A 20180-nucleotide genomic window follows, 5' to 3' on the forward strand; every position below is an offset into this window, starting at 1 on the left:
GCGGGGCGCTACTCGACGAGCTCGCTGAGCTCGAGCCAGCGCTCCTCGATCTGCGCCGTCTGCTCTTCGAGCGCCCGGATCTCGGCCGACAGCGCGCCCAGGCCCTCGTAGTCGCTCTGGTCGTGCGCAGCCATCCGGTCGTGCACCTTCGCGATATCGGCCTGGAGCTTCTCGAGCTTGCGCTCCGCGGCGGCGAGCTCCTTCTGCGCGGCCCGCAGCTCGGCGCCTGACAGCCCGGTGCCAGGCGTCGCCGCAGCGGCCGCCGCCGCGGCAGCCGGGGCACGGTCACGCGCGGCCTCCTGCGCATCACGCAGTCGGAGGTACTCGTCGACGCCGCCGGGAAGATGCCGCAGTCGCCCGTCGAGAACGGCGTACTGCTGATCGGTGACGCGCTCGAGGAAGTACCGGTCGTGCGAGACGACGAGGAGCGTGCCCGCCCAGGAGTCGAGGAGATCCTCCATCGCCGCGAGCATGTCGGTGTCGAGGTCGTTGGTGGGCTCGTCGAGGATGAGGACATTGGGCTGATCGAGGAGGATCAGCAGCAGCTGCAGGCGCCGCTTCTGCCCGCCCGAGAGGTCCTTGACGGGCGTCGACAGCTGCACCGACGAGAAGCCCATGCGCTCGAGCAGCTGGCCCGGGGTGAGCTCCTGCGCCTTCGAGCCCGACCCGATCGTGTAGCTCGTGCGCAGGTTCGAGATGACTACGCGCACCGGGTCCTGCATGTGCGGCTCGAGCTCGTCCATCCGCTGCGTCAGCGTCGCGACCTTCACGGTCTTCCCGCGCTTGACCCGGCCTGCCGTCGGCTCGACGGTGCCCGCGATCAGCCCGAGCAGCGTCGACTTCCCGGCGCCGTTCACGCCCAGGATGCCGGTGCGCTCGCCCGGTGCGATGCGCCACTCGATCCGGCGGAGCACCTCGCGTTCGCCGTACGAGACGGAGGCGTCGAGCAGGTCGACGACGTCCTTGCCGAGGCGCGAGACGGCGAGCGACTGGAGCGCGACCTTGTCGCGCACGTCGGGGACGTCGGCGATGAGCTCGTTGGCCGCGTCGATGCGGAACTTCGGCTTCGACGTGCGCGCGGGCGCCCCCCGGCGCAGCCACGCGAGCTCCTTGCGGGCCAGGTTCTGGCGCCGCTGCTCGATCGCCGCGGCCTGCCGGTCGCGCTCGACGCGCTGCAGGATGTACGCGGCATAGCCGCCCTCGAAGGGCTCGACGATCCGGTCGTGGACCTCCCACGTCGTGGTGCACACCTCGTCGAGGAACCACCGGTCGTGCGTCACGACGAGCAGCCCGCCCGCGTTCGCGGGCCACCGGCGCTTGAGGTGCGCGGCGAGCCACGCGATCGCCTCGACGTCGAGGTGGTTCGTGGGCTCGTCGAGCGCGATGACGTCCCAGTCGCCGGCGAGGAGCCGCGCGAGCGCCACCCGTCGGCGCTGACCGCCCGAGAGCTCCGCGAGCCGGGCATCCCACGGAAGGTCGCGCAGCAGACCCGCGATGACATCGCGCACGCGGGCGTCGCCCGCCCACTCGTGCTCCGGGGTGTCGCCGACGACGGCGCTCCCGATCGTGTCGTCGTCGTCGAGCGTGTCCGCCTGGTCGAGCACGCCGATCCGCACGCCCCCGCGCACCGTCACGCGGCCGCTGTCGGGTTCGAGACGACCCGCGAGCATCGCGAGCAGACTCGACTTTCCGTCGCCGTTGCGGCCGACGATGCCGATGCGGTCGCCCTCGTTCACGCCGAGCGTGACGGAGTCGAAGACGATGCGGGTGGGGAACTCGAGATGCAGGGCCTCGGCCCCGAGAAGATGCGCCATGTCCCTACCAGGGTAGGCGACCGGCCTGGGCGGAGGGGATGGCCGGGGCCGGCCATCCCCTCGCGCGTCAGCGGTTCACGTGTCCGATCACCTTCACCGCACCGTCCGAGATGCTGACAATGGTGCCGGGATCCGGCGTCAGTCCTCGAGCTGCGGGTCGACCCCGAAGTGCTCGGCGAGCGTGGTGATGACCTCGTGCGCGCCCTGGATCGACACCGACGCGAGGAAGACCGCGTCGTCGACGTAGAGCTTCTCGCCCTCGAGGCGGTCCCACAGGGGGTTCGACTCGAACTGCTCGCGCTGCGCGCGCGACGCGTCACCCTCTGCTCCCTCGGGCTCCCACGAGCTCACGAGGATGAGCCCGGCGTCGACGTCGAGGATCTGCTCCTGCGAGATGGGGACGAAGATCTCCTCCGTCGTGTCGGGCGCCGTCTCGGGGCGCGGGAGGCCCATGTCGGTGAGGATCTCGCCGATGAAGGAGTTGCTCGAGTAGAGCCGCGCGGTGTCCTCGCCGGCGAAGCGGACCAGGTCGACCGTGAGGTCGGGCTGCGCCTCGAGGATCTCGGCGCCGACCGCTGCGGCGCGCTCCTCGTAGGCGGCGACGGCGGCCTCGGCCTCGTCCTTCTTGCCGAGCGCCTCGCCGAGGAGCACGACGTTCTCGCGCCAGGTCGGGCCCGTGCTCTCCGAGAACACGGTCGGCGCGATCTGCGACAGCTGCGGGTAGAGCGCCTCCTGGCGCACCTTCGCGGAGATGATGAGGTCGGGCTCGAGCGCGAGGATCGCCTCCAGGTCGGGCTCGGCCATCGTGCCGACGCTCACGGCGTCGCCCGCGAACTCGCTGACGTCGCCGAGGTAGGGGGCGAACGGGTCGTCCGGGTCCTGGCGGTACTGGGCGTAGCCGACGAGGTGCGAGCCGAGCAGCAGGGTCGCGTCGACGTAGCTCGGGTCGAGCGCGACGATCCGGAGGGGCTCCTCGGGGATGGTCGTCTCGCCCATGGCGTGCTCGATCGTGATCGGGAACTCGGACGCCTCGGCGCTGGCCGCCGGGGTCTCCTCGGGGGCGGATCCGCTCTCGGCGGTCGCGGGGGCGCAGGCGAGAAGGCCGAGCGCGAGGCCGGCGATGCCGAGGGCGGACGCCGAGGTGCGCAGGGTGTTCATGCGGTCTTCCTCTATCGGGTGTCAGGAGGCCGTCGCGGGGACGGCGCGCGGACGGGGTCAGCGCGAAGGGTAGACTAACCTAAGAACTCCCGATGTCCCGACCGCCGGAGGCTCCCCTGACATCCGTCTCCGCGATCGCGCGCCCGAGCGAGCGCCGTGCCCGACCCCGCTCGCGACCGGCGGCCGCGCTCCTGTGCGCACTGCTCCTCCTCGTCGCGGTCGTCCTGAGTCTCGCCGTCGGCGGCCGGGTGACGTCCGTCGGCGAGCTCCTCGGCGCCCTGTTCGCGCCGACCGGAACGGACGCCGACGTGACGATCCTCGGCCTGCGCCTCCCCCGCACCGCGCTCGGGCTCGTCGTGGGTGCGTGCCTCGGCATCGCCGGCACGCTGACGCAGGGGCACACGAGGAATCCGGTCGCCGACCCGGGGCTCCTCGGCATCTACCAGGGGGCGGCGCTCGCGATCGTCGTCGTCACGGCGTCCGGAGCGAACCCGCCGGCCCTCGCCCTCGCTCTCTGCGCCTTCGCGGGCGCCCTCACGGTGGCCGTGCTCGTCTTCGCGATCGCGCGCGTCGCCCCCGGGCGCGAGGGCACCCTGTCGTTCGTGCTCGCGGGCGTCGCGATCTCCGCGCTGGCGTCGTCGCTCGTGACGGCGATCTCGCTGCTCGATCTGCAGGCGCTCGACCAGCTCCGGTTCTGGCAGGTCGGCTCCCTCGCCTCGCGCAGCGGCGCGATCGGCGCCGTCTGGCCGCTCATCGTCATCGGCCTCGTGCTGGCCATCGCCAACACGCGCGCCCTCAACGTGCTCGCGCTGGGCGACGACGCCGCATCCGCTCTCGGCCAGGCGCCCTGGCGCGCCCGCGCCGTCGGCATCGCCGCGATCGCCCTGCTCGGAGCATCCGCCGTGACCCTCGCCGGGCCGATCGCGTTCGCGGGCCTCATCGTCCCGCATCTCGCGCGCTCGCTCGTGGGGCCCGACTACCGGTGGCAGCTGACGGTGTCGGCGCTGCTCGGACCCGCGATCGTCCTCATCGCCGATACGGTCGGCCGCGTCGTCGCACGGCCGGGCGAGATCTCGGTCACCGTCGTCCTCGCGGTCGTGGGCGCCCCGCTGTTCGTCGCGATCGCCCGCTCGCGCAGGAAGATCGCGCTGTGAGCGCGCGGATGGCCGTGCCCGCGCCGGTCAGGATCGGGCGCCTCTCGGCGCTCGTGCGGCTGCGCGCCGTGGTCGCGACGGTCGCCCTCGCGCTGCTCGCAGGCGCCGCGTTCGCGCTGCATCTCTCGATCGGCACGACGGTGATCCCGCCTTCCGAGCTCATCGCGACACTGCTCGGGAACCCGCCCGACGATGCGACGGCCCTCGTCGTCCACGGCTTCCGGCTCCCGCGCGCGACGGCCGCGCTCACCGCGGGCCTCGCGCTCGGCATGTCGGGCGCCCTCACCCAGACCATCGCCCGGAACCCTCTCGCGAGCCCCGACATCCTCGGCGTGACCTCCGCCGCCGCGCTCGGCGCGGTCGCCGTCCTCGTGCTCGCGGGCGGCGCGAGCGCGGGCGCGAGCGGCATCGCGGCATCCGTGCTCATGCCCGCAGCCGCCCTCGGCGGCGGCATCCTCGCGGGAATCGCGACCGCCGTGCTCGGATGGCGCGGCGGAATCGACCTGCACCGCACGGTGCTCGTGGGCATCGGGGTGTCGTGGCTCGCCACGAGCCTCACGACCTGGCTGCTCACGCTCGGCGACGTCACGAACGCCGCGATCGCCGTGACCTGGATGAGCGGCTCCCTCAACGGGCGCGAGTGGAGCGCGATCGCGCCGAGCGTCGCCGCGATCGCCGTCCTGCTCGTCATCGGATCGGCGCTCGCGCACCAGCTCGCGCTCACCGCGTTCGACGACCAGACGGCAGCCGGCATCGGCGTGCGCCTGGGCCCCGTGCGTCTCGCCGTGCTCGCGACGGCCGTGCTGCTCGCCTCGTTCGCGGCCCTCGTCGCGGGCCCGATCTCGTTCGTCGCGCTCGCGGCGCCGCAGATCGCGCGCCTCGCGACGCACACGCCCACGCCTCCCCTCTGGGCGAGCGCGCTCGTGGGCGCGGTCCTGCTCCTCGCAGCCGACGTCGTGACCGCTCATCTCTTCCCCATCCCGCTTCCCGCGGGCATCGGCACGGCGCTCGTCGGCGTCCCCTACCTGCTGTGGCTCATCGTCCTGAACCGGAGGAGGATCGCATGACGTCCGCTCGCCTCGAGGCCTCGGCGCTCTCGCTCGCCTACGACGGCCGCGTCATCGTCGGCGACCTGTCGCTGGCCATCCCCGCGGGTCGCGTCACGGCGATCATCGGGCCCAACGGATGCGGCAAGTCCACGCTCCTGCGCGGGTTCGGGCGGCTGCTGCCGCCGGCCGCGGGCGAGGTGCTGCTCGACGGCGTCCCGCTCGCACGGCTCGGACACCGCGAGATCGCGCGGCGCATCGCGCTCCTCCCGCAGGCGCCGTCCGCGCCATCGGGGCTGACCGTGCTCGAGCTCGTCGCGCGCGGACGGACGCCCCATCAGCGCTGGTACGACCGGTTCTCTCGGGAGGACGAGCGCATCGTGCGCGAGGCCCTCGCCGCGACCCGGCTCGACGACCTCGCGGACGCTCCGCTCGACGAGCTGTCGGGCGGGCAGCGTCAGCGCGCGTGGATCTCGCTCACGCTCGCGCAGCAGACCGAGACCATCCTGCTCGACGAGCCCACGACCTACCTCGACGTCGCGCACCAGCTCGAGGTGCTCGAGCTCGTGAGGTCGCTCAACCGCACGTCGGGGCGCACGATCGTCATGGTGCTCCACGATCTGTCGCTCGCCGCCCGCTACGCGGACTGGCTCATCGCCATGCGCGACGGCGCCGTCGTCGCCGCGGGCGAGCCCTCGGAGATCGCGACCCCCGAGACCCTGCAGCGCGTGTTCGGCATCCGCTCCGCGCTCGTCGCGGATCCCGACGGCGGCGCGCCACACGTGCTCCCCCTCGGCCTTCCGGTCTGACGGACGCCGAAGGGCCGGAGCGTCCGAAGACGCCCCGGCCCTTCGCGGTCGGATGGCCGGTCAGCTCGCGCGCGTGCGGCGCTTGTTCCAGACGTCGAACGCGACGGCCAGCAGGAGCACGAGGCCCTTGATGAACTGCTGGTAGTCGGTGCCGATGCCGAGCAGCGACATGCCGTTGTTCAGGACACCCATGATGAGACCGCCCGTGATCGCGCCGATCACGGTGCCGACGCCGCCCTGGACGGCCGCACCGCCGATGAACGCCGCCGCGATCGCGTCGAGCTCGAACAGGTTGCCCGCGCCGGGGCCCGCCGAGTTGAGGCGGCCCGTGAACACGAGGCCGGCGAGCGCGGCGAGCACGCCCATGTTCACGAACAGGTAGAAGTCGACCTTCTTCGACTTGATGCCCGACAGGTCGGCCGCGTGGCGGTTGCCGCCGATCGCGTAGATGTGGCGGCCGAAGACCGACCGGTTCATCACGAGCGAGTACGCGAGGATGAGCACCGCGAGCACGATCAGGACGATCGGGGTGCCGCGCGATCCGGGGGCCACGCCGAGCAGGTACGTCATGTAGGCGATGAGCGCCGAGATGAAGACGAGCTTCGTGTAGAACCACGACGCGGGCTCGCTCTCGAGGCCGAGCTTCACGCGCTTGCCGCGCTCGCGCAGCGAGTTGCCGATGTAGAGCACGAGGGCGAGGATGCCCAGGCCCACCGTGATCCACTCGGCGGGCGAGCTCGACGCCGGGAAGAGCTCGGGGAAGAGGTAGCCGCCGCCCAGCTGGCGGTACTCCGTCGGGAACGGGGTGATCTGCGTGTTGCCGAGCACGATCTGGGTGAGACCGCGGAAGAGCAGCATGCCCGCGAGCGTCACGATGAACGCCGGGATCCCCACGTACGCGACCCAGAAGCCCTGCCAGGCTCCCACGAGCGCTCCGATGAGGAGCGAGACGAGGATGCCCGCCCACCACGGCCATCCCCAGTGCACGATGAGCACACCCGAGACGGCGCCGACGAAGGCCGCGACCGATCCGACCGACAGGTCGATGTGGCCGGCGATGATGATCATCACCATGCCGATCGCGAGGATGAGGATGTAGCTGTTCTGGACGACGATGTTCGAGACGTTGCCCGCCGTCAGGAGGCGACCGCTCGTGACGATCTGGAAGAACAGCACGATCGCGATCAGCGCGATGAAGATGCCGATCTGCCGGAGCCGTGAGGTCAGGAACGCGATCGCACCGCGCACGGGCGATTCGGTGGCGCTAGCTGAGGACATGGTCGGCTTCCTTCTCCTTGGTCATGAGCTGCATGAGCGACTCGGGCGTCGCCTGCTCGATCGGCAGCTCGCCGGTGATGTGCCCCTCCGAGATCGCGTAGACGCGATCGCTGATGCCGAGCAGCTCGGGCAGCTCGGACGAGATGACGATGATGGCCTTGCCCTGCGCCGCCAGCTCGTTGATGAGGGTGTAGATCTCGTACTTCGCGCCGACGTCGATGCCGCGCGTGGGCTCGTCGAGGATGAGCACCTCGGGGTCGGAGAACAGCCACTTCGAGAGCACGACCTTCTGCTGGTTGCCTCCCGAGAGCTTGCCGACGACCGAGGCGACCGACGGCGCCTTGATGTTCATGCTCTTGCGGTACCGCTCGGCGACGGCGAACTCCTCGTGCGCGTCGACCCACCCGCGTCGGGCGAGCTTGCCGAGCGACGCGAGGGAGATGTTCCGCTTGATGTCGTCGATGAGGTTGAGCCCGAAGACCTTGCGGTCCTCGGTCGCATACGCGATCCCCGCGTCGATCGCATCGGCGACGGTCTTCGTGTTGACCTCCTTGCCGCGCACGTACACGCGGCCGCGGATGTTCGATCCGTAGGAGCGGCCGAAGATGCTCATGCCGAGCTCCGTGCGCCCCGCGCCCATGAGGCCCGCGATCCCGACGACCTCTCCCGCGCGGACCGAGAGGTTCGCGCCGTGGATGATCGTGCGACCGGACTCGGTGGGGTGGTCGACCCACCAGTCCTCGACGCGGAAGACCTCCTCGCCGACATCGACCGTGCGGTCGGGGTACCGGTGCTCGAGGTCGCGTCCGACCATCCCCTTGATGATGCGGTTCTCGGAGACGTCGTCGGTCTTGAGCTCGAGCGTCTCGATCGTGCGGCCGTCGCGGATGATCGTCACCCGGTCGGCGATCGCCTTGATCTCGTTGAGCTTGTGGCTGATGATGATCGACGTGATCCCCTGCCCCTTGAGGTGGCGGATCAGGTCGAGCAGGTGAGCGGAGTCCTCGTCGTTGAGGGCCGCGGTGGGCTCGTCGAGGATGAGCAGCTTCACGCTCTTCGACAGGGCCTTCGCGATCTCGACGAGCTGCTGCTTGCCGACGCCGATCTCCTTGACCGGGGTCGCGGGGTTGTCGCCGAGCCCGACGCGTGCGAGGAGCTTCTGCGCCTCGACGTTCGTGTCGTGCCAGTCGATGAAGCCGTTCTTCTGGCGCTCGTTGCCGAGGAAGATGTTCTCGGCGATCGACAGGTGCGGGCTGAGCGCGAGCTCCTGGTGGATGATGACGACGCCTGCGCGCTCGGAGTCGCGGATGTCGCGGAACTGGGCGGTCTCGTTCTCCAGGACGATCTCGCCGTCGTAGGTGCCGTGCGGGTAGACGCCCGACAGCACCTTCATGAGGGTCGACTTGCCGGCGCCGTTCTCGCCGCAGATGGCGTGGACGGTGCCGCGCTCGACCTCGAGCGTCACGTTCTGCAGTGCCTTGACGCCCGGGAACTCCTTGGTGATGCCGCGCATCTCGAGGATGGTGTTCACAGGTTCGCTTTCTCGCCGTGAGGATGAGGGGTGACGGGCGCGCGGGTCCGCCCCGCCGTCGAGGCGGACCCGCGCTCCGTGCTACTCGAGCTCGCCGGCCTCGTAGTAGCCGCTGTCGATGAGGACTTCCTCGTAGTTGTCGGCCGTGACGATGACCGACTCGTGGAGGTACGAGGGCACGACCTTGACGCCGTTGTCGTACGTCTCGGTGTCGTTGACCTCGGGCTCCTCGCCGTGCATGAGCGCGTCGACCATGTCGGCCGCGGTCTCGCCGAGCAGGCGCGTGTCCTTGAAGATCGTCGAGTACTGCTCGCCCGCGAGGATCGACTTCACGCTGCCGACCTCGGCGTCCTGGCCGGTGATGACCGGCAGCGCGTCGGCCGAGTAGCCGCCGCTCGTGAGCGCCGAGATGATGCCGATCGAGAGGCCGTCGTACGGCGAGAGCACGCCGTCGAGCTTGGTGTCGCCGATGATCGTGAGGATGTTCTCCATGCGCTCCTGGGCCGTCTCCGGCAGCCAGCGCAGGATCGCGGCCTGGTCGAAGTCGGTCTGGCCGGACGGCACCGCGAGAACGCCCGAGTCGAGGTAGGGCTGGAGGGTGTCCATCGCGCCGTTCCAGAAGAACGTCGCGTTGTTGTCGTCGGGGCTGCCCGCGAAGAGCTCGATGTTGAACGGGCCCTTCTCGCCGGTCTCCTCGCCGTTCTCGTCGAGCACGCCGAGCCCCGTGAGCAGGCTCGTCGCCTGCTGCACGCCGACCTGGTAGTTATCGAACGTCGTGTAGTAGTCGACGTTCTCCGTACCGTTGATGAGGCGGTCGTATGCGATCACGGGGATGTCCTGATCGGCGGCCGTCTGCAGGACGTCGGTGAGGGTCGTGCCGTCGATCGACGCGATGATGAGGGCGTCGGCGCCGCTCGAGATCATGTTCTCGATCTGCGACACCTGGGTGGGGATGTCGTCGTTCGCGAACTGGAGGTCAACCTGGTAGCCCATCTCCTCCAGGGTCGCCTTGACGTTGTCGCCGTCCGCGATCCATCGCTCGGACTGCTGGGTCGGCATCGCGACGCCGATGGTCAGCGAGCTCGTGTCGACCTCGCCGCCCTCCTCAGCGGCTCCGCCTCCGGTGCGGTCGCCGCTGCAGCCGGCGAGGGCCAGTCCGCCGACGGCCACGATGCCGACGAGCAGAAGGTGCTTCTTCACGGGTGTTCTCCTCTGAATCCAGGACGTGTGCCTCCGCGTCACAGCGGGGGGATGCGCCGTCGAGGAGTCGCGGGACATCCTCGTCGGGGTCGCACGTCTCCGTGTGACCGTTCACATCGCGTCTTATCGTGCACCCGCCGCGCCGGGCTGTCAAGCCGACGCCGTGTCACATCTCGCTAACGACGCGGTGCGGCCGAGTCGCGCACGACGAGGGCGGGAGCCGGCGGCTCCTCCGCCGAGGGGGCCTCGCCGCGGAGGGATGCGAGGAGTCGCGCGATCGCACGACGGCCGAGATCCGCGAAGTCGATGTGGACCGTGGTGAGGGGCGGCCAGACATGTGCCGCGACGGGAATGTCATCGAAGCCCACGATGCTCACATCGCGCGGCACATCGAGACCCGCATCGCGGAAGCCGTGCATGAGCCCGATCGCCATGAGGTCGTTGGCCGCGAAGACGGCGGAGAAGTCCTGCCGTCGCGCGAGCTCGAGCCCCGCGTAGTGGCCGAAGTCTGCCGTCCAGTCGCCGCGGATCGGCGGGATCGTGGACAGATCCGCGTCGCGCAGCGCCTGCAGGTACCCGCGCATCCGCGAGTCCGCCTCGATCCAGTCCTGCGGGCCGGACAGATGGAGGATGTCGACGTGCCCCAGCTCGATGAGGTGCCGCGTCGCCATCCGCGCCCCCTCGAGCTGGTCGGGTGCGACGCTCTCCTCGAGCGCGCCGGATGCCGTCTGCAGGCTCACGAACGGCACGCCGATCGCCATGCCGCGAAGGACATGGAACACGCGCACCTGGGGGGCGAGCACGACGATGCCGTCGACCTGCTCGCGCAGCAGCTGCCGCACGGCGCCGCCGATCGCCTCCGGCGACGTGTCGGGGAGGTTGAGGGTGGTGACCGAGTAGCCCTCCTCGCGCGCCGCCTCCTCGATCGCCGCGATCGACGCGGTCGGGCCGAACTCGCCGACCGTGGCCGACAGGATGCCGATGAGATTCAGCTTGCTCGTGACGAGCGCGCGCGCGGCCTGGTTCGGCCGGTAGTCGAGCTGGCGGATCGCATCGAGGACGCGCTGCTTCGTCTCCTCGCGGATCGATGGATGCTCGTTGAGCACGCGCGAGACCGTCTGATGGGACACGCCCGCGAGGCGCGCCACATCGCGGATGCTCGGCATCCGCGGTCGCTCCGTTGCGTGGGCCACAGCCGTCTCGTCCTCACCTGATTCCGCGATGCGCACGGTCACATCGCCTCCCACAGTATGGCGCACGGACGCGCGCGGGGCCATCCCGGGCACGACGGGGCGTGGCGCGAGGGCGCTGCGGCGGCGCTCAGCCGACGATGCGCGCGCCGCGCACGGGACTGTGCGCGAGGAGCACATCCCGACCGGCGGCGTCCAGCACATCGCGGAGCTCCGCGGCATCCTCGGGCGATGCCGCGAGGAAGGCGACGGTGGGTCCTGAGCCCGACACGAGGCCCGCGAGCGCCCCCGACGACTCCCCCAGCTCGAGCGTCTCGGCGAGATCGGGGCGCAGCCCGAGCGCGGCCACCTGGAGGTCGTTGCGGAGCGTCTCGGCGAGCATCGCCGCGTCGCCTGCGCGCAGCGCCTGCAGCACGCCGGCGTCGACCTCGGGCACGGCGCGCGTGGGGGCGATGTCGAGCCGGTGCCGTTCGCGGTGGCGGTCGAGCGCCCCGTACACCTCGGGCGTCGAGAGGCCCTCCTCGTTCACGACGAGCACCCAGTCGAAGCGGCCGCGTGCGAGGGCCGGGCTCAGCTCATCGCCGCGACCGGTCCCGATCGCGGTGCCGCCCTTGAGCGCGAACGGCACGTCGGCGCCCAGCTGCGCTGCGAGGCGATGCAGCTCGGCCTGCCCGACCCGCGTGCCCCAGAGCGCGTCGCACGCCACGAGCGCGGCCGCGGCATCCGCCGAGCCGCCGCCCATGCCGCCAGCGACGGGGACCTCCTTGAACACGTCGAGATGGACGCCGCCCGCGTACCCGGTCTCCGCCGCGAGGAGGCGGGCCGCTCGGAGCGCGAGATTGCGGTCGTCGACCGGCACGCCCGAGACGTCGACCGTTCCCTCGACCGCGAGCGTGAAGCCGTCGGCATGGGTTGCGACGACATCCTCGTAGAGCGAGACGGCCTGGAAGGCGGTCGCGAGCTGGTGGTAGCCGTCGCTCTGACGGCATCCGACCTCGAGGAAGACGTTGATCTTGCCCGGTGCGCGCACGCGCACCTGCGGCTCCGACGACGCGAGGCTCATGGCGCCGTCGCCTCCGCGCCACTCGTCTCGGCGAGCGCGCGTGCGATCCGCAGGAAGTCGTCGATGTCCAGCGACTCGCCGCGCGCGGTCGGCGCGACGCCCGCGCGCTCGAGCAGCTCGGTCGCGCCCGCCGAGCCGCCGAGCTCGCCGGCGAGCGCCTGGCGCAGCATCTTGCGTCGCTGCTGGAACGCGAGATCGACGATCCGGAAGGTCCGCAGCCGCTCGTCCTCCGTGCCGCGCGCCGCGGCGTCGCGCTGGAACGCGACGAGCACGCTGTCGACGTTCGGAACCGGCCAGAAGACCTGGCGGGAGATGTTGCCAGCGAGCCGCCACGCGCCGTACCAGGCGGCCTTAGCGCTCGGGGCCCCGTAGACCTTGCTCCCCGGCTCGGCCGCGAGGCGCTCGCCGACCTCGGCCTGCACCATGACGACACCGCGGTCGAGCCGGGCGAACGTCTCGAGGAAGTGCAGCAGCACCGGCACCGACACGTTGTAGGGCAGGTTCGCGACGAGGATGGTCGGATCGCCGGGCAGCTCGGTGACGCGCAGCGCATCGGCGTCGACCACCGTGAGCGCGCCGTCCGGGACGCCGCGCTCGGCCGCCGTGCGCGGCAGCCGCTCGGCGAGCCGGTGGTCGATCTCGACGGCGGTCACGGTCGCGCCGGCCTCGAGGATGGCCAGGGTCAGCGAGCCGAGCCCGGGGCCGATCTCGACGACCCGCTCCCCCGCCTCGACGCGCGCGGTGTGCACGATGCGTCGCACGGTGTTGGCGTCGACGACGAAGTTCTGGCCCAGCTTCTTCGTGGGCGTGACATCGAGCTCGGCGGCGAGCTCGCGGATGTCGCCGGCCCCGAGGAGCCGCACGGTCATGTCCACTCCCCGTACACGGCGCGCGTGTTCGCGGCCAGCTGCGCGGAGAGCTCGTCGACGTCGGCACCCAGCTCCGCGGCCATGAAGCGGACCGTGACCGGCACGAGGTACGGCGCGTTCGGGCGCCCTCGGTGCGGCGTCGGAGTGAGGAACGGGGCATCCGTCTCGACGAGGATGCGGTCGCGCGGCGTCACCCGCAGCGCGTCGCGCAGGTTCTGCGCGTTCTTGAACGTGATGTTCCCCGCGAACGACACCCAGTAGCCCGCGTCGGCCGCCTCATGGGCCATGTCCTCGTCGCCCGAGAAGCAGTGGAAGACCGTCCGCTCGGGGGCGCCGACGCGCCGCAGCGTGTCGAGCACGTCGCGATGGGCGTCGCGGTCGTGGATCTGCAGTGCGACGCCGTGGCGCTTGGCGATGTCGATGTGCGCCTCGAAGGAGGCCTGCTGTGCGGGTCGCCCCTCCTCGCCCGTGCGGAAGTAGTCGAGCCCCGTCTCGCCCACGGCGCGCACGCGCGGGTGCCCCGCGAGCTCGTCGATGACTCCGAGCGCCTCCTCGAGGCGCCCCTGCTCGGCGTACGTCGGCGCGTCGTTGGGATGGATGGCGACGGCCGCGAGCACGCGCGCATCCCGCTCGGCGGCGGCGACGGCCCACCGCGAAGAGTCGATGTCGCCCGACGACTGCACGATGCCGGCGATGCCGACCGCGCTCGCCCGATCGAGCTGCTCCTCGAGCGAGAGCGGCTCGTCGCCGTCCTCGATCTCGAGGTGGCAGTGGTTGTCGTACACGGGCACCGCGAGCGGCTCGGGCGCGGCCGGGTAGCGCAGGTCCTTCCGCCCGTCCCGGCTCCGCTCGCGCACGTAGACGGTCGGGTCCGCCCCGTTGTCCTTCACGCCATCCCCCTCGATCGGATCACTCCGGCTGCTCGACCCGCGGGAAGAGCGGCTGGAGCGTGGACGTCGCCGTGCCGGCGGGGATGCCGCCCCACGCGCCGGCCTCGCGCACGGGCTGCTCGACGAGCGCCCCCAGGGCGCTCTCGACGCCCAGTGCGTCCCAGAGCTTGCCGGTGGCCTGCGGCATCACGGGCGAGAGCAGCACGGCGAGCGCGCGGAGCCCCTCGGCGCACGTGTAGAGCACGGTCGCCAGGCGGTCGCGCTGCGCGTCGTCCTTCGCGAGCGCCCACGGCTCGTTCTCGGTGATGTAGCCGTTGAGCTCGTCGACGATCGTCCAGATCGAGCGGATGGCCTCGTCGATGCGGAAGCGGTCGATCGCCGCATCGGCCTTCCGAGCCGCTTCCGCGACGGTCCGCTGGATCGCGAGGTCGCCATCCGCGTACTCCGCGGGAGCGGGGACGACGCCGTCGAAGTACTTGCCGATCATGGCGATGGTCCGCGATGCGAGGTTGCCGAACCCGTTCGCGAGCTCCGCCTGGTACCGAGCCGACAGGTCCTCCCAGGAGAACGAGCCGTCCTGGCCGAACGAGATCGCCGACAGGAAGTAGAACCGGTACGCGTCGGAGCCGAAGACGTCGGTGATCGCGTTGGGCGCGATGCCCGTGAGCTTCGACTTCGACATCTTCTCGCCGCCCACGAGCAGCCAGCCGTGCGCGAAGACGTTCTCAGGCACCTCGATGCCCGCGGCCATCAGCATCGCCGGCCAGATCACGGCGTGGAACCGGAGGATGTCCTTGCCCACGACGTGGTGCGCGGGCCAGCGGCGCGCGAAGTTGTCGGGGTCGGAGCCGTACCCCACCGCGGTCGCGTAGTTGAGGAGGGCGTCGACCCACACGTAGATGACGTGCGACTCGTCCCACGGGACGGTGATGCCCCAGTCGAACGTCGAGCGCGAGATGGAGAGGTCCTTCAGGCCCTGCTGCACGAAGGCGACGACCTCGTTGCGCGCGGACTCGGGCTGGACGAAGTCGGGGCGCTCCCGGTAGAGCTCGAGGAGGCGGTCCTGGAACTCGCTGAGCTTGAAGAAGTAGTTCTTCTCCTGCAGCAGCTCGAGCGGCTTCGAGTGGATCGCGCACACCTTGAGCCCCTCGAACGGCCCGGTGCCGTCGACGATCTCGCTGTCGGGCTTGAACTCCTCGCACCCGACGCAGTAGAGCGCCTCGTACTCGCCCGCGTAGATGTAGCCGCGGTCGTACACCGCCTGCAGGAACAGCTGGACGCTCTTCTCGTGACGCTCCTGCGTCGTGCGGATGAAGTCGTCGTTGGCGACGTCCAGCGTCCGCAGGAGCGGCTGCCACGACTCCGCCACGAGCTTGTCGACCCATTCCTGCGGGGTCGCGCCGTTCGCGGCGGCGGCGCGGATCATCTTCTGGCCGTGCTCGTCGGTGCCCGTCAGCATCCAGGTGTCGTCACCGGCCTGGCGGTGCCAGCGCGCGAGCGTGTCCACCGCCACGGTCGTGTACCCGTGCCCGATGTGCGGGACATCGCTCGGATAGTAGATCGGCGTGGTGATGTAGAAGGAACGGCCGGAAGTCACCAGGAGAGTCTATTCCGGGCCGCGCGTGCTCCGCGCCGAGCGTTACGCGCTCTCGCGCACGACGAGCGACGCCGGGAGCATGAGATCGCGGCCCGGGCTCCCCGCCACGACGTCGAGCAGCAGGGCGACCATCTGCTCGCTGATCCGGGCCCACGGCTGACGCATCGTCGTGAGCGGCGGATCGTGGGTCTCGGCGAGGCCCGAATCGTCGAACCCCGCAACCGCGATGTCGTCGGGCACGCGCAGCCCCTCGCGGCGCAGCGTCGCGACCGCACCGGCGGCCATCCCATCCGAGGCCGCGAAGACCGCGTCGATATCGCGCCCGCGTGCGAGCAGGCGCGCCATCGCGCGCGAGCCGGACTCGCGCGAGTAGTCCCCGCGCTCGACGAGCTCGGCGTCGTAGTCGCCGCCCATCTCCTCGCGGAACCCGGCGAGACGGAACCGGCCGCCCGGCGTGTCGTCGGGCCCCGCGATATGCGCGATGCGACGGTGCCCGCGGGAGCGCAGGTAGGCCGTCATCTCGCGCGCGGCGCGCGCCTCGTCGATGCCGACCGACGGGACGAGCCCCTCGAGGCCGAGCGGGACGCCCGTGCTGACGATCGGGATGCCGGCCTCGTGCATGCGGCCGAGGAAGGGGTCGGATGCATGGCTCGACACGAGGAGCACACCGTCGACGTGCCCCGCGCGCACGTACTCGAGCACGTTCGCCTTCTCGGCATCGGTTCCCGCCACGAGGAGCACGAGGGTCATCGACCGCTTCGAGAGGGACTCGGCAGCGCCGCGCAGCAGCAGGCCGAAGGTCGGGTCCTCGAACAGCAGGTGGTGCTCCTCGGTCAGGAGGAAGGCGAGCGATCCGGAGCGGCCCGTCGCCAGGCTGCGCGCGTGGTGATTCGCCGTGTAGCCCGTCCGCCGAATGGCGTCCTCGACCGCAGCACGCGCGTCAGGCGAGACCCAGTGCCCTCCGTTGATGACGCGGGAGACCGTGCCGCGCGAGACGCCCGCGACCGCCGCGACGTCGCGGATCGTCGGCTTGCGCGCGGGCGGCGTCTGCTCCATGGATCAAGACTCTAGCGCGAGCCGCGGGTGCGACTGGGACCGGTCACAGTTCGATAACGGATGGGCGATCGCCTTGGCGCTCCGACGACGCCGCGCCACACTGGGACCGGTCACAGCCCTTCGACCCGATGGAGCGTCCATGCCCGACCAGACCCCCCTGCGCGCCCTGCCCGGCATCGCCTTCGGCGGCGACTACAACCCCGAGCAGTGGCCGCGCGAGACGTGGCAGGAGGACGTCCGCCTGATGCGCGAGGCGGGCGTCAACCTCGTGAGCGTGGGGATCTTCTCGTGGGCTCTGCTCGAGACCGCCGAGGGCGAGTTCGACTTCGCCTGGCTCGACGAGGTGATCGGCCTCCTCCACGCGAACGGCATCGCCGTCGACCTCGGCACGCCGACCGCCTCACCGCCCGCCTGGTTCTTCGCCGCGCACCCCGACGCGCGCGTCGTCACACGAGACGGCACCGTCATGGGCTTCGGATCGCGCGGGATGGCGTCCCACTCCTCCCCCGCCTACCGGGAGGCGATCGTCCGCATCGCGAGCGCGCTCGCCGACCGCTACGGCGATCACCCCGCCGTCGTGCTGTGGCACGTGCACAACGAGTACGGCGTCCCGGTCGGCGAGGACTACTCGGAGCATTCCGTGCGCGCCTTCCGCGGATGGCTGCGCGAGCGCTACGGGTCACTCGACGCTCTCAATGCCGCATGGGGCACGGCGTTCTGGGGCCAGCACTACACGGCCTGGGAGCACATCGGCGCCCCGGCCGCGGCGCCGTCGGTCGTCAATCCCGCACAGCGCCTCGACTTCCAGCGCTTCACCGACCATCAGCTCCGCGCGTGCTTCATCGCCGAGCGCGACGCGATCCGCGCCCGCGCCCCGCAGCCGATCACGACGAACTTCATGGCGAACCAGAGCTGGACGACCGACCTGTGGGCGTGGGCCAGGGACGTCGACGTCGTATCCGACGACCACTATCTGTGGGCGGCCGACGAGGACGCGCACATCGGGCTCTCGATCGCCGCCGATCTCTCCCGGTCGGTCGGCGGAGGGAAGCCGTGGATCCTCATGGAGCACTCGACGTCGGCCGTGAACTGGCAGCCGCGCAACATCGCGAAGCGTCCCGGGGAGATGGCCCGCAACTCGCTGACGCACGTCGCACGCGGCTCGGACGCCGTGCTCTTCTTCCAGTGGCGCGCGGGACGCTCGGGCGCCGAGAAGTTCCATTCGGCGATGCTCCCCCACGCCGGCACCGACTCGCGCGTCTGGCGCGAGGTGGTTGCGCTTGGCGAGGGGCTGTCCCGGCTCGACGCGGTCGTCGGGTCGCGCGTCGAGGCCGACGTCGCCGTCCTGTGGGACTTCGAGTCGTTCTGGGCGCAGGACCTCGAATGGCGCCCGACCGAGGACCTCTCCCACCAGGAGCGCGTGCGCGCGTTCTACGAGCGTCTCTGGCGGGACGGCGTCACGGTCGACTTCGCGCTCCCTGGCCACGACCTGTCGCGCTACCGGCTCGTCGTCGCACCCGCGCAGTACCTGCTCACGGCGGCAGACGCCGCGAACCTCACCCGGTATGTCGAAGGCGGCGGAACGCTCGTCGTCTCGTACTTCTCGGCGGTCGTCGACGAGAACGACGCCGTCCACCCCGGTGGGTTCCTCGCTCCCCTCCGCGACGCCCTCGGCGTCGACGTCGAGGAGCACCTGCCGCTGCGCGAGGGCGCTGCTGCCGCAGTCGAATGGAGCGACGGCGCCCTGCTGGGCGCCGACCACTGGCAGGAGAGCCTCCGTCTGCACGGCGCCGACGTCGTCGGCGCCTACGCCGAAGGCCCCGCGGCGGGAGGCGCCGCCATCACACGTCACAGGCACGGCGCCGGAACGGGGTGGTACATCTCCACGCGCCTGGACGCGGAGGGGCTGCGCGCCGTCCTGTCCGACGTGTACGCCGATGCGGGGGTCGTCCCGTCGTCGACTCCGGATGGCCTCGAGGTCGTCCGGCGCCGCGCCGACGATCGCACGTTCCTCTTCGCGATCAACCACCGCGACGACGACGTCACCATCGACGCCGTCGGCCGCGAGCTGCTCACCGGCGCCACGGCGTCCGGATCCCTCGTCGTCCCCGCCGGGGGCGTCGCCGTCATCGAGACCGACTGACCCGCCCTCCGGGGCACCCCGGGGCCGCCCGGCCCGACCGATCCACCACCACCAGGTCGTGACGACGCGACCGCTTCGGCGGACGCATCGCATGGCCATCGAGAAGGAGACAATCATGCGCACGCAGATCGCATTCGCCGGCATCGCCGCCGCGTCGGCACTGCTGCTGGCCGGCTGCTCCGGCAGCGCCCCCGAGACCGCCGAGGAGCCGGCCGACGAGGGCTCGACCGCCGAGCTCGTCGTGTGGACCGACGAGGAGCGCGAGGACGCGATCGCCGCGGCCGCCGAGCAGTTCGAGGCCGACACGGGAGCGACCGTCACGCTCGTCCAGAAGAACTTCGAGGACCTGCGCAACGACTTCATCGCGCAGGTGCCCACGGGCGAGGGGCCTGACATCACGGTCGGCGCGCACGACTGGCTCGGGGCGCTCGTCACCGCCGGCGTCGTCGACACGATCGATCTCGGCGACGCGACGGGCGACTTCGAGCAGGTCGCGCTCGACGCGATGACCTACGACGGCCAGCTCTACGCGCTGCCGTACTCGCTCGAGACGGTCGCGCTCATTCAGAACGTCGACATGGTGGGCCCCGACGCCCCGGCGACCTGGGACGAGCTCGTGTCGATGGCGCAGGAGGCCGGGGCCGAGCGCCCGATCGCGGTCAACACGGCCGGCGAGACGGGCGACGCATACACGATGTACGGGCTGCAGACCTCGTTCGGCGCGCCGGTGTTCGTCCAGGACGAGACCGGCTCGTACACGGCCGAGATCGGCATGGGCGGCGCGAACGGCGAGGCGTTCGCGCAGTGGCTCCACGAGAACGGGTCGGCTGGCACGGGCTACATCTCGACCACGGTCGACTACGACATCAACAACGAGCTGTTCAACAGCGGCGCTGCGCCCTTCACGATCCAGGGACCGTGGGCGATGAGCGCCTATGCCGACGTCCCGAACGTCGCGGTACACCCCATCCCGTCGGCCGGCGGCGAGACCGCGGCGCCCTTCGTGGGCGTGCAGGGCTTCTACCTCAGCTCGCAGAGCGAGAACGCGCTGCTCGCTCAGGAGTTCCTCGTGAACTACCTCGCGAAGGAGGACGCGCAGCGTGCCCTCTACGAGGCCGACCCGCGCATTCCCGCGTTCACGGCGCTCGCCGATGAGGTCGCCTCCGACCCCGTCATCGCGGGATTCCTCGCCTCGTCGCAGAACGGCGTGCCGATGCCGAGCATCCCCGAGATGGGCTCGGTGTGGGACCTCTGGAACGCGGCCGAGGTGCAGATCATCGGCGGCGCCGACCCCGGAGCGACCTGGAAGCAGATGGTCGCCGACCTCGAGGCCGAGCTGGGCTGACCGGCTGCGCCGGGGCGGGCGGACGCGCGCCCCGGCG

At 71.2% G+C, this 20180-nt stretch carries 16 protein-coding genes; 5 read left to right on the forward strand and 11 right to left on the reverse strand.

Annotated features, from left to right (window positions below; genetic code table 11):
* Nucleotides 1-8: 8 nt before the first annotated feature.
* Both M1D56_RS10535 and M1D56_RS10540 read right to left on the reverse strand, forming a co-directional pair.
* Nucleotides 9-1814 carry an ABC-F family ATP-binding cassette domain-containing protein gene (locus M1D56_RS10535; RefSeq protein ID WP_456283541.1) on the reverse strand — a complete coding sequence of 602 codons (1806 nt, stop codon included), beginning with the start codon at nucleotides 1812-1814 and terminating at the stop codon, nucleotides 9-11.
* A gap of 138 nt (nucleotides 1815-1952) precedes the next feature.
* Nucleotides 1953-2972, reverse strand: a complete 1020-nt coding sequence (locus M1D56_RS10540) for an ABC transporter substrate-binding protein (RefSeq protein ID WP_456283542.1) — start codon at nucleotides 2970-2972, stop codon at nucleotides 1953-1955.
* Nucleotides 2973-3064: 92 nt separating this feature from the next.
* Here M1D56_RS10540 and M1D56_RS10545 point away from each other — a divergent pair, with 92 nt between their 5' ends.
* From M1D56_RS10545 to M1D56_RS10555, 3 genes are read left to right on the forward strand one after another with little or no spacing between them, the layout of a single operon-like run.
* Nucleotides 3065-4126, forward strand: coding sequence for a FecCD family ABC transporter permease (locus tag M1D56_RS10545; RefSeq protein ID WP_456283543.1), 1062 nt, complete (start codon nucleotides 3065-3067; stop codon nucleotides 4124-4126).
* The gene (locus M1D56_RS10550; protein ID WP_456283544.1) at nucleotides 4123-5193 is read left to right on the forward strand and encodes a FecCD family ABC transporter permease; all 1071 of its coding nucleotides are present in this window, start codon (nucleotides 4123-4125) and stop codon (nucleotides 5191-5193) included. Before M1D56_RS10545 ends, M1D56_RS10550 begins: the two co-directional genes overlap by 4 nt.
* Entirely contained in the window at nucleotides 5190-5981 is a 792-nt protein-coding gene (locus tag M1D56_RS10555; protein WP_271172692.1) for an ABC transporter ATP-binding protein, read from the forward strand. Before M1D56_RS10550 ends, M1D56_RS10555 begins: the two co-directional genes overlap by 4 nt.
* Before the next feature lie 60 nt (nucleotides 5982-6041).
* Here the strand turns inward: M1D56_RS10555 and mmsB are convergent, their stop codons facing one another.
* The 9 genes from mmsB to M1D56_RS10600 form a co-directional block, all read right to left on the reverse strand.
* Complete coding sequence (mmsB, locus tag M1D56_RS10560) at nucleotides 6042-7259, reverse strand: multiple monosaccharide ABC transporter permease (protein WP_271172693.1); 1218 nt, start codon at nucleotides 7257-7259, stop codon at nucleotides 6042-6044.
* On the reverse strand, nucleotides 7246-8772 hold the full coding sequence (gene mmsA, locus M1D56_RS10565) for a multiple monosaccharide ABC transporter ATP-binding protein (RefSeq protein WP_271172858.1): 1527 nt from the start codon (nucleotides 8770-8772) through the stop codon (nucleotides 7246-7248). The genes mmsB and mmsA overlap by 14 nt, the downstream gene beginning before the upstream one ends.
* A gap of 99 nt (nucleotides 8773-8871) precedes the next feature.
* Nucleotides 8872-9990 carry a multiple monosaccharide ABC transporter substrate-binding protein gene (gene chvE / locus M1D56_RS10570; protein WP_456283545.1) on the reverse strand — a complete coding sequence of 373 codons (1119 nt, stop codon included), beginning with the start codon at nucleotides 9988-9990 and terminating at the stop codon, nucleotides 8872-8874.
* A 176-nt stretch (nucleotides 9991-10166) separates the two neighbouring features.
* Entirely contained in the window at nucleotides 10167-11156 is a 990-nt protein-coding gene (locus tag M1D56_RS10575) for a LacI family DNA-binding transcriptional regulator (RefSeq protein ID WP_456285232.1), read from the reverse strand.
* Nucleotides 11157-11310: 154 nt separating this feature from the next.
* The gene (locus tag M1D56_RS10580; RefSeq protein ID WP_456283546.1) at nucleotides 11311-12243 is read right to left on the reverse strand and encodes a 4-(cytidine 5'-diphospho)-2-C-methyl-D-erythritol kinase; all 933 of its coding nucleotides are present in this window, start codon (nucleotides 12241-12243) and stop codon (nucleotides 11311-11313) included.
* Nucleotides 12240-13112: a 16S rRNA (adenine(1518)-N(6)/adenine(1519)-N(6))-dimethyltransferase RsmA gene (rsmA, locus tag M1D56_RS10585; RefSeq protein ID WP_456283547.1), complete on the reverse strand. Its 873-nt coding sequence runs from the start codon at nucleotides 13110-13112 to the stop codon at nucleotides 12240-12242. Before rsmA ends, M1D56_RS10580 begins: the two co-directional genes overlap by 4 nt.
* Nucleotides 13109-14002: a TatD family hydrolase gene (locus M1D56_RS10590; RefSeq protein WP_456283548.1), complete on the reverse strand. Its 894-nt coding sequence runs from the start codon at nucleotides 14000-14002 to the stop codon at nucleotides 13109-13111. Before M1D56_RS10590 ends, rsmA begins: the two co-directional genes overlap by 4 nt.
* 19 nt (nucleotides 14003-14021) lie before the next feature.
* Nucleotides 14022-15599, reverse strand: coding sequence for a methionine--tRNA ligase (metG, locus tag M1D56_RS10595; protein ID WP_271172700.1), 1578 nt, complete (start codon nucleotides 15597-15599; stop codon nucleotides 14022-14024).
* Between the two features lie 42 nt (nucleotides 15600-15641).
* Nucleotides 15642-16655: a LacI family DNA-binding transcriptional regulator gene (locus tag M1D56_RS10600; protein WP_456283549.1), complete on the reverse strand. Its 1014-nt coding sequence runs from the start codon at nucleotides 16653-16655 to the stop codon at nucleotides 15642-15644.
* A 139-nt stretch (nucleotides 16656-16794) separates the two neighbouring features.
* Between M1D56_RS10600 and M1D56_RS10605 the strand changes: the two genes are divergently transcribed.
* The gene (locus tag M1D56_RS10605) at nucleotides 16795-18798 is read left to right on the forward strand and encodes a beta-galactosidase (RefSeq protein WP_456283550.1); all 2004 of its coding nucleotides are present in this window, start codon (nucleotides 16795-16797) and stop codon (nucleotides 18796-18798) included.
* Nucleotides 18799-18913: 115 nt separating this feature from the next.
* Nucleotides 18914-20143: a sugar ABC transporter substrate-binding protein gene (locus M1D56_RS10610; protein ID WP_456283551.1), complete on the forward strand. Its 1230-nt coding sequence runs from the start codon at nucleotides 18914-18916 to the stop codon at nucleotides 20141-20143.
* Nucleotides 20144-20180 lie beyond the last annotated feature (37 nt).

It is taken from the genome of Microbacterium sp. JZ101, assembly GCF_053903175.1.

Coding starts and splice junctions, on each gene's coding strand:
- mmsA (WP_271172858.1), bottom strand. CDS start 8,772: ATGCGCGGCATCACCAAGGAGTTCCCGGGCGTCAAGGCACTGCAGAAC.
- M1D56_RS10555 (WP_271172692.1), top strand. CDS start 5,190: ATGACGTCCGCTCGCCTCGAGGCCTCGGCGCTCTCGCTCGCCTACGAC.
- M1D56_RS10600 (WP_456283549.1), bottom strand. CDS start 16,655: ATGGAGCAGACGCCGCCCGCGCGCAAGCCGACGATCCGCGACGTCGCG.
- rsmA (WP_456283547.1), bottom strand. CDS start 13,112: ATGACCGTGCGGCTCCTCGGGGCCGGCGACATCCGCGAGCTCGCCGCC.
- M1D56_RS10540 (WP_456283542.1), bottom strand. CDS start 2,972: ATGAACACCCTGCGCACCTCGGCGTCCGCCCTCGGCATCGCCGGCCTC.
- mmsB (WP_271172693.1), bottom strand. CDS start 7,259: ATGTCCTCAGCTAGCGCCACCGAATCGCCCGTGCGCGGTGCGATCGCG.
- M1D56_RS10610 (WP_456283551.1), top strand. CDS start 18,914: ATGCGCACGCAGATCGCATTCGCCGGCATCGCCGCCGCGTCGGCACTG.
- M1D56_RS10545 (WP_456283543.1), top strand. CDS start 3,065: ATGTCCCGACCGCCGGAGGCTCCCCTGACATCCGTCTCCGCGATCGCG.
- M1D56_RS10575 (WP_456285232.1), bottom strand. CDS start 11,156: ATGCCGAGCATCCGCGATGTGGCGCGCCTCGCGGGCGTGTCCCATCAG.
- M1D56_RS10535 (WP_456283541.1), bottom strand. CDS start 1,814: ATGGCGCATCTTCTCGGGGCCGAGGCCCTGCATCTCGAGTTCCCCACC.
- M1D56_RS10580 (WP_456283546.1), bottom strand. CDS start 12,243: ATGAGCCTCGCGTCGTCGGAGCCGCAGGTGCGCGTGCGCGCACCGGGC.
- M1D56_RS10605 (WP_456283550.1), top strand. CDS start 16,795: ATGCCCGACCAGACCCCCCTGCGCGCCCTGCCCGGCATCGCCTTCGGC.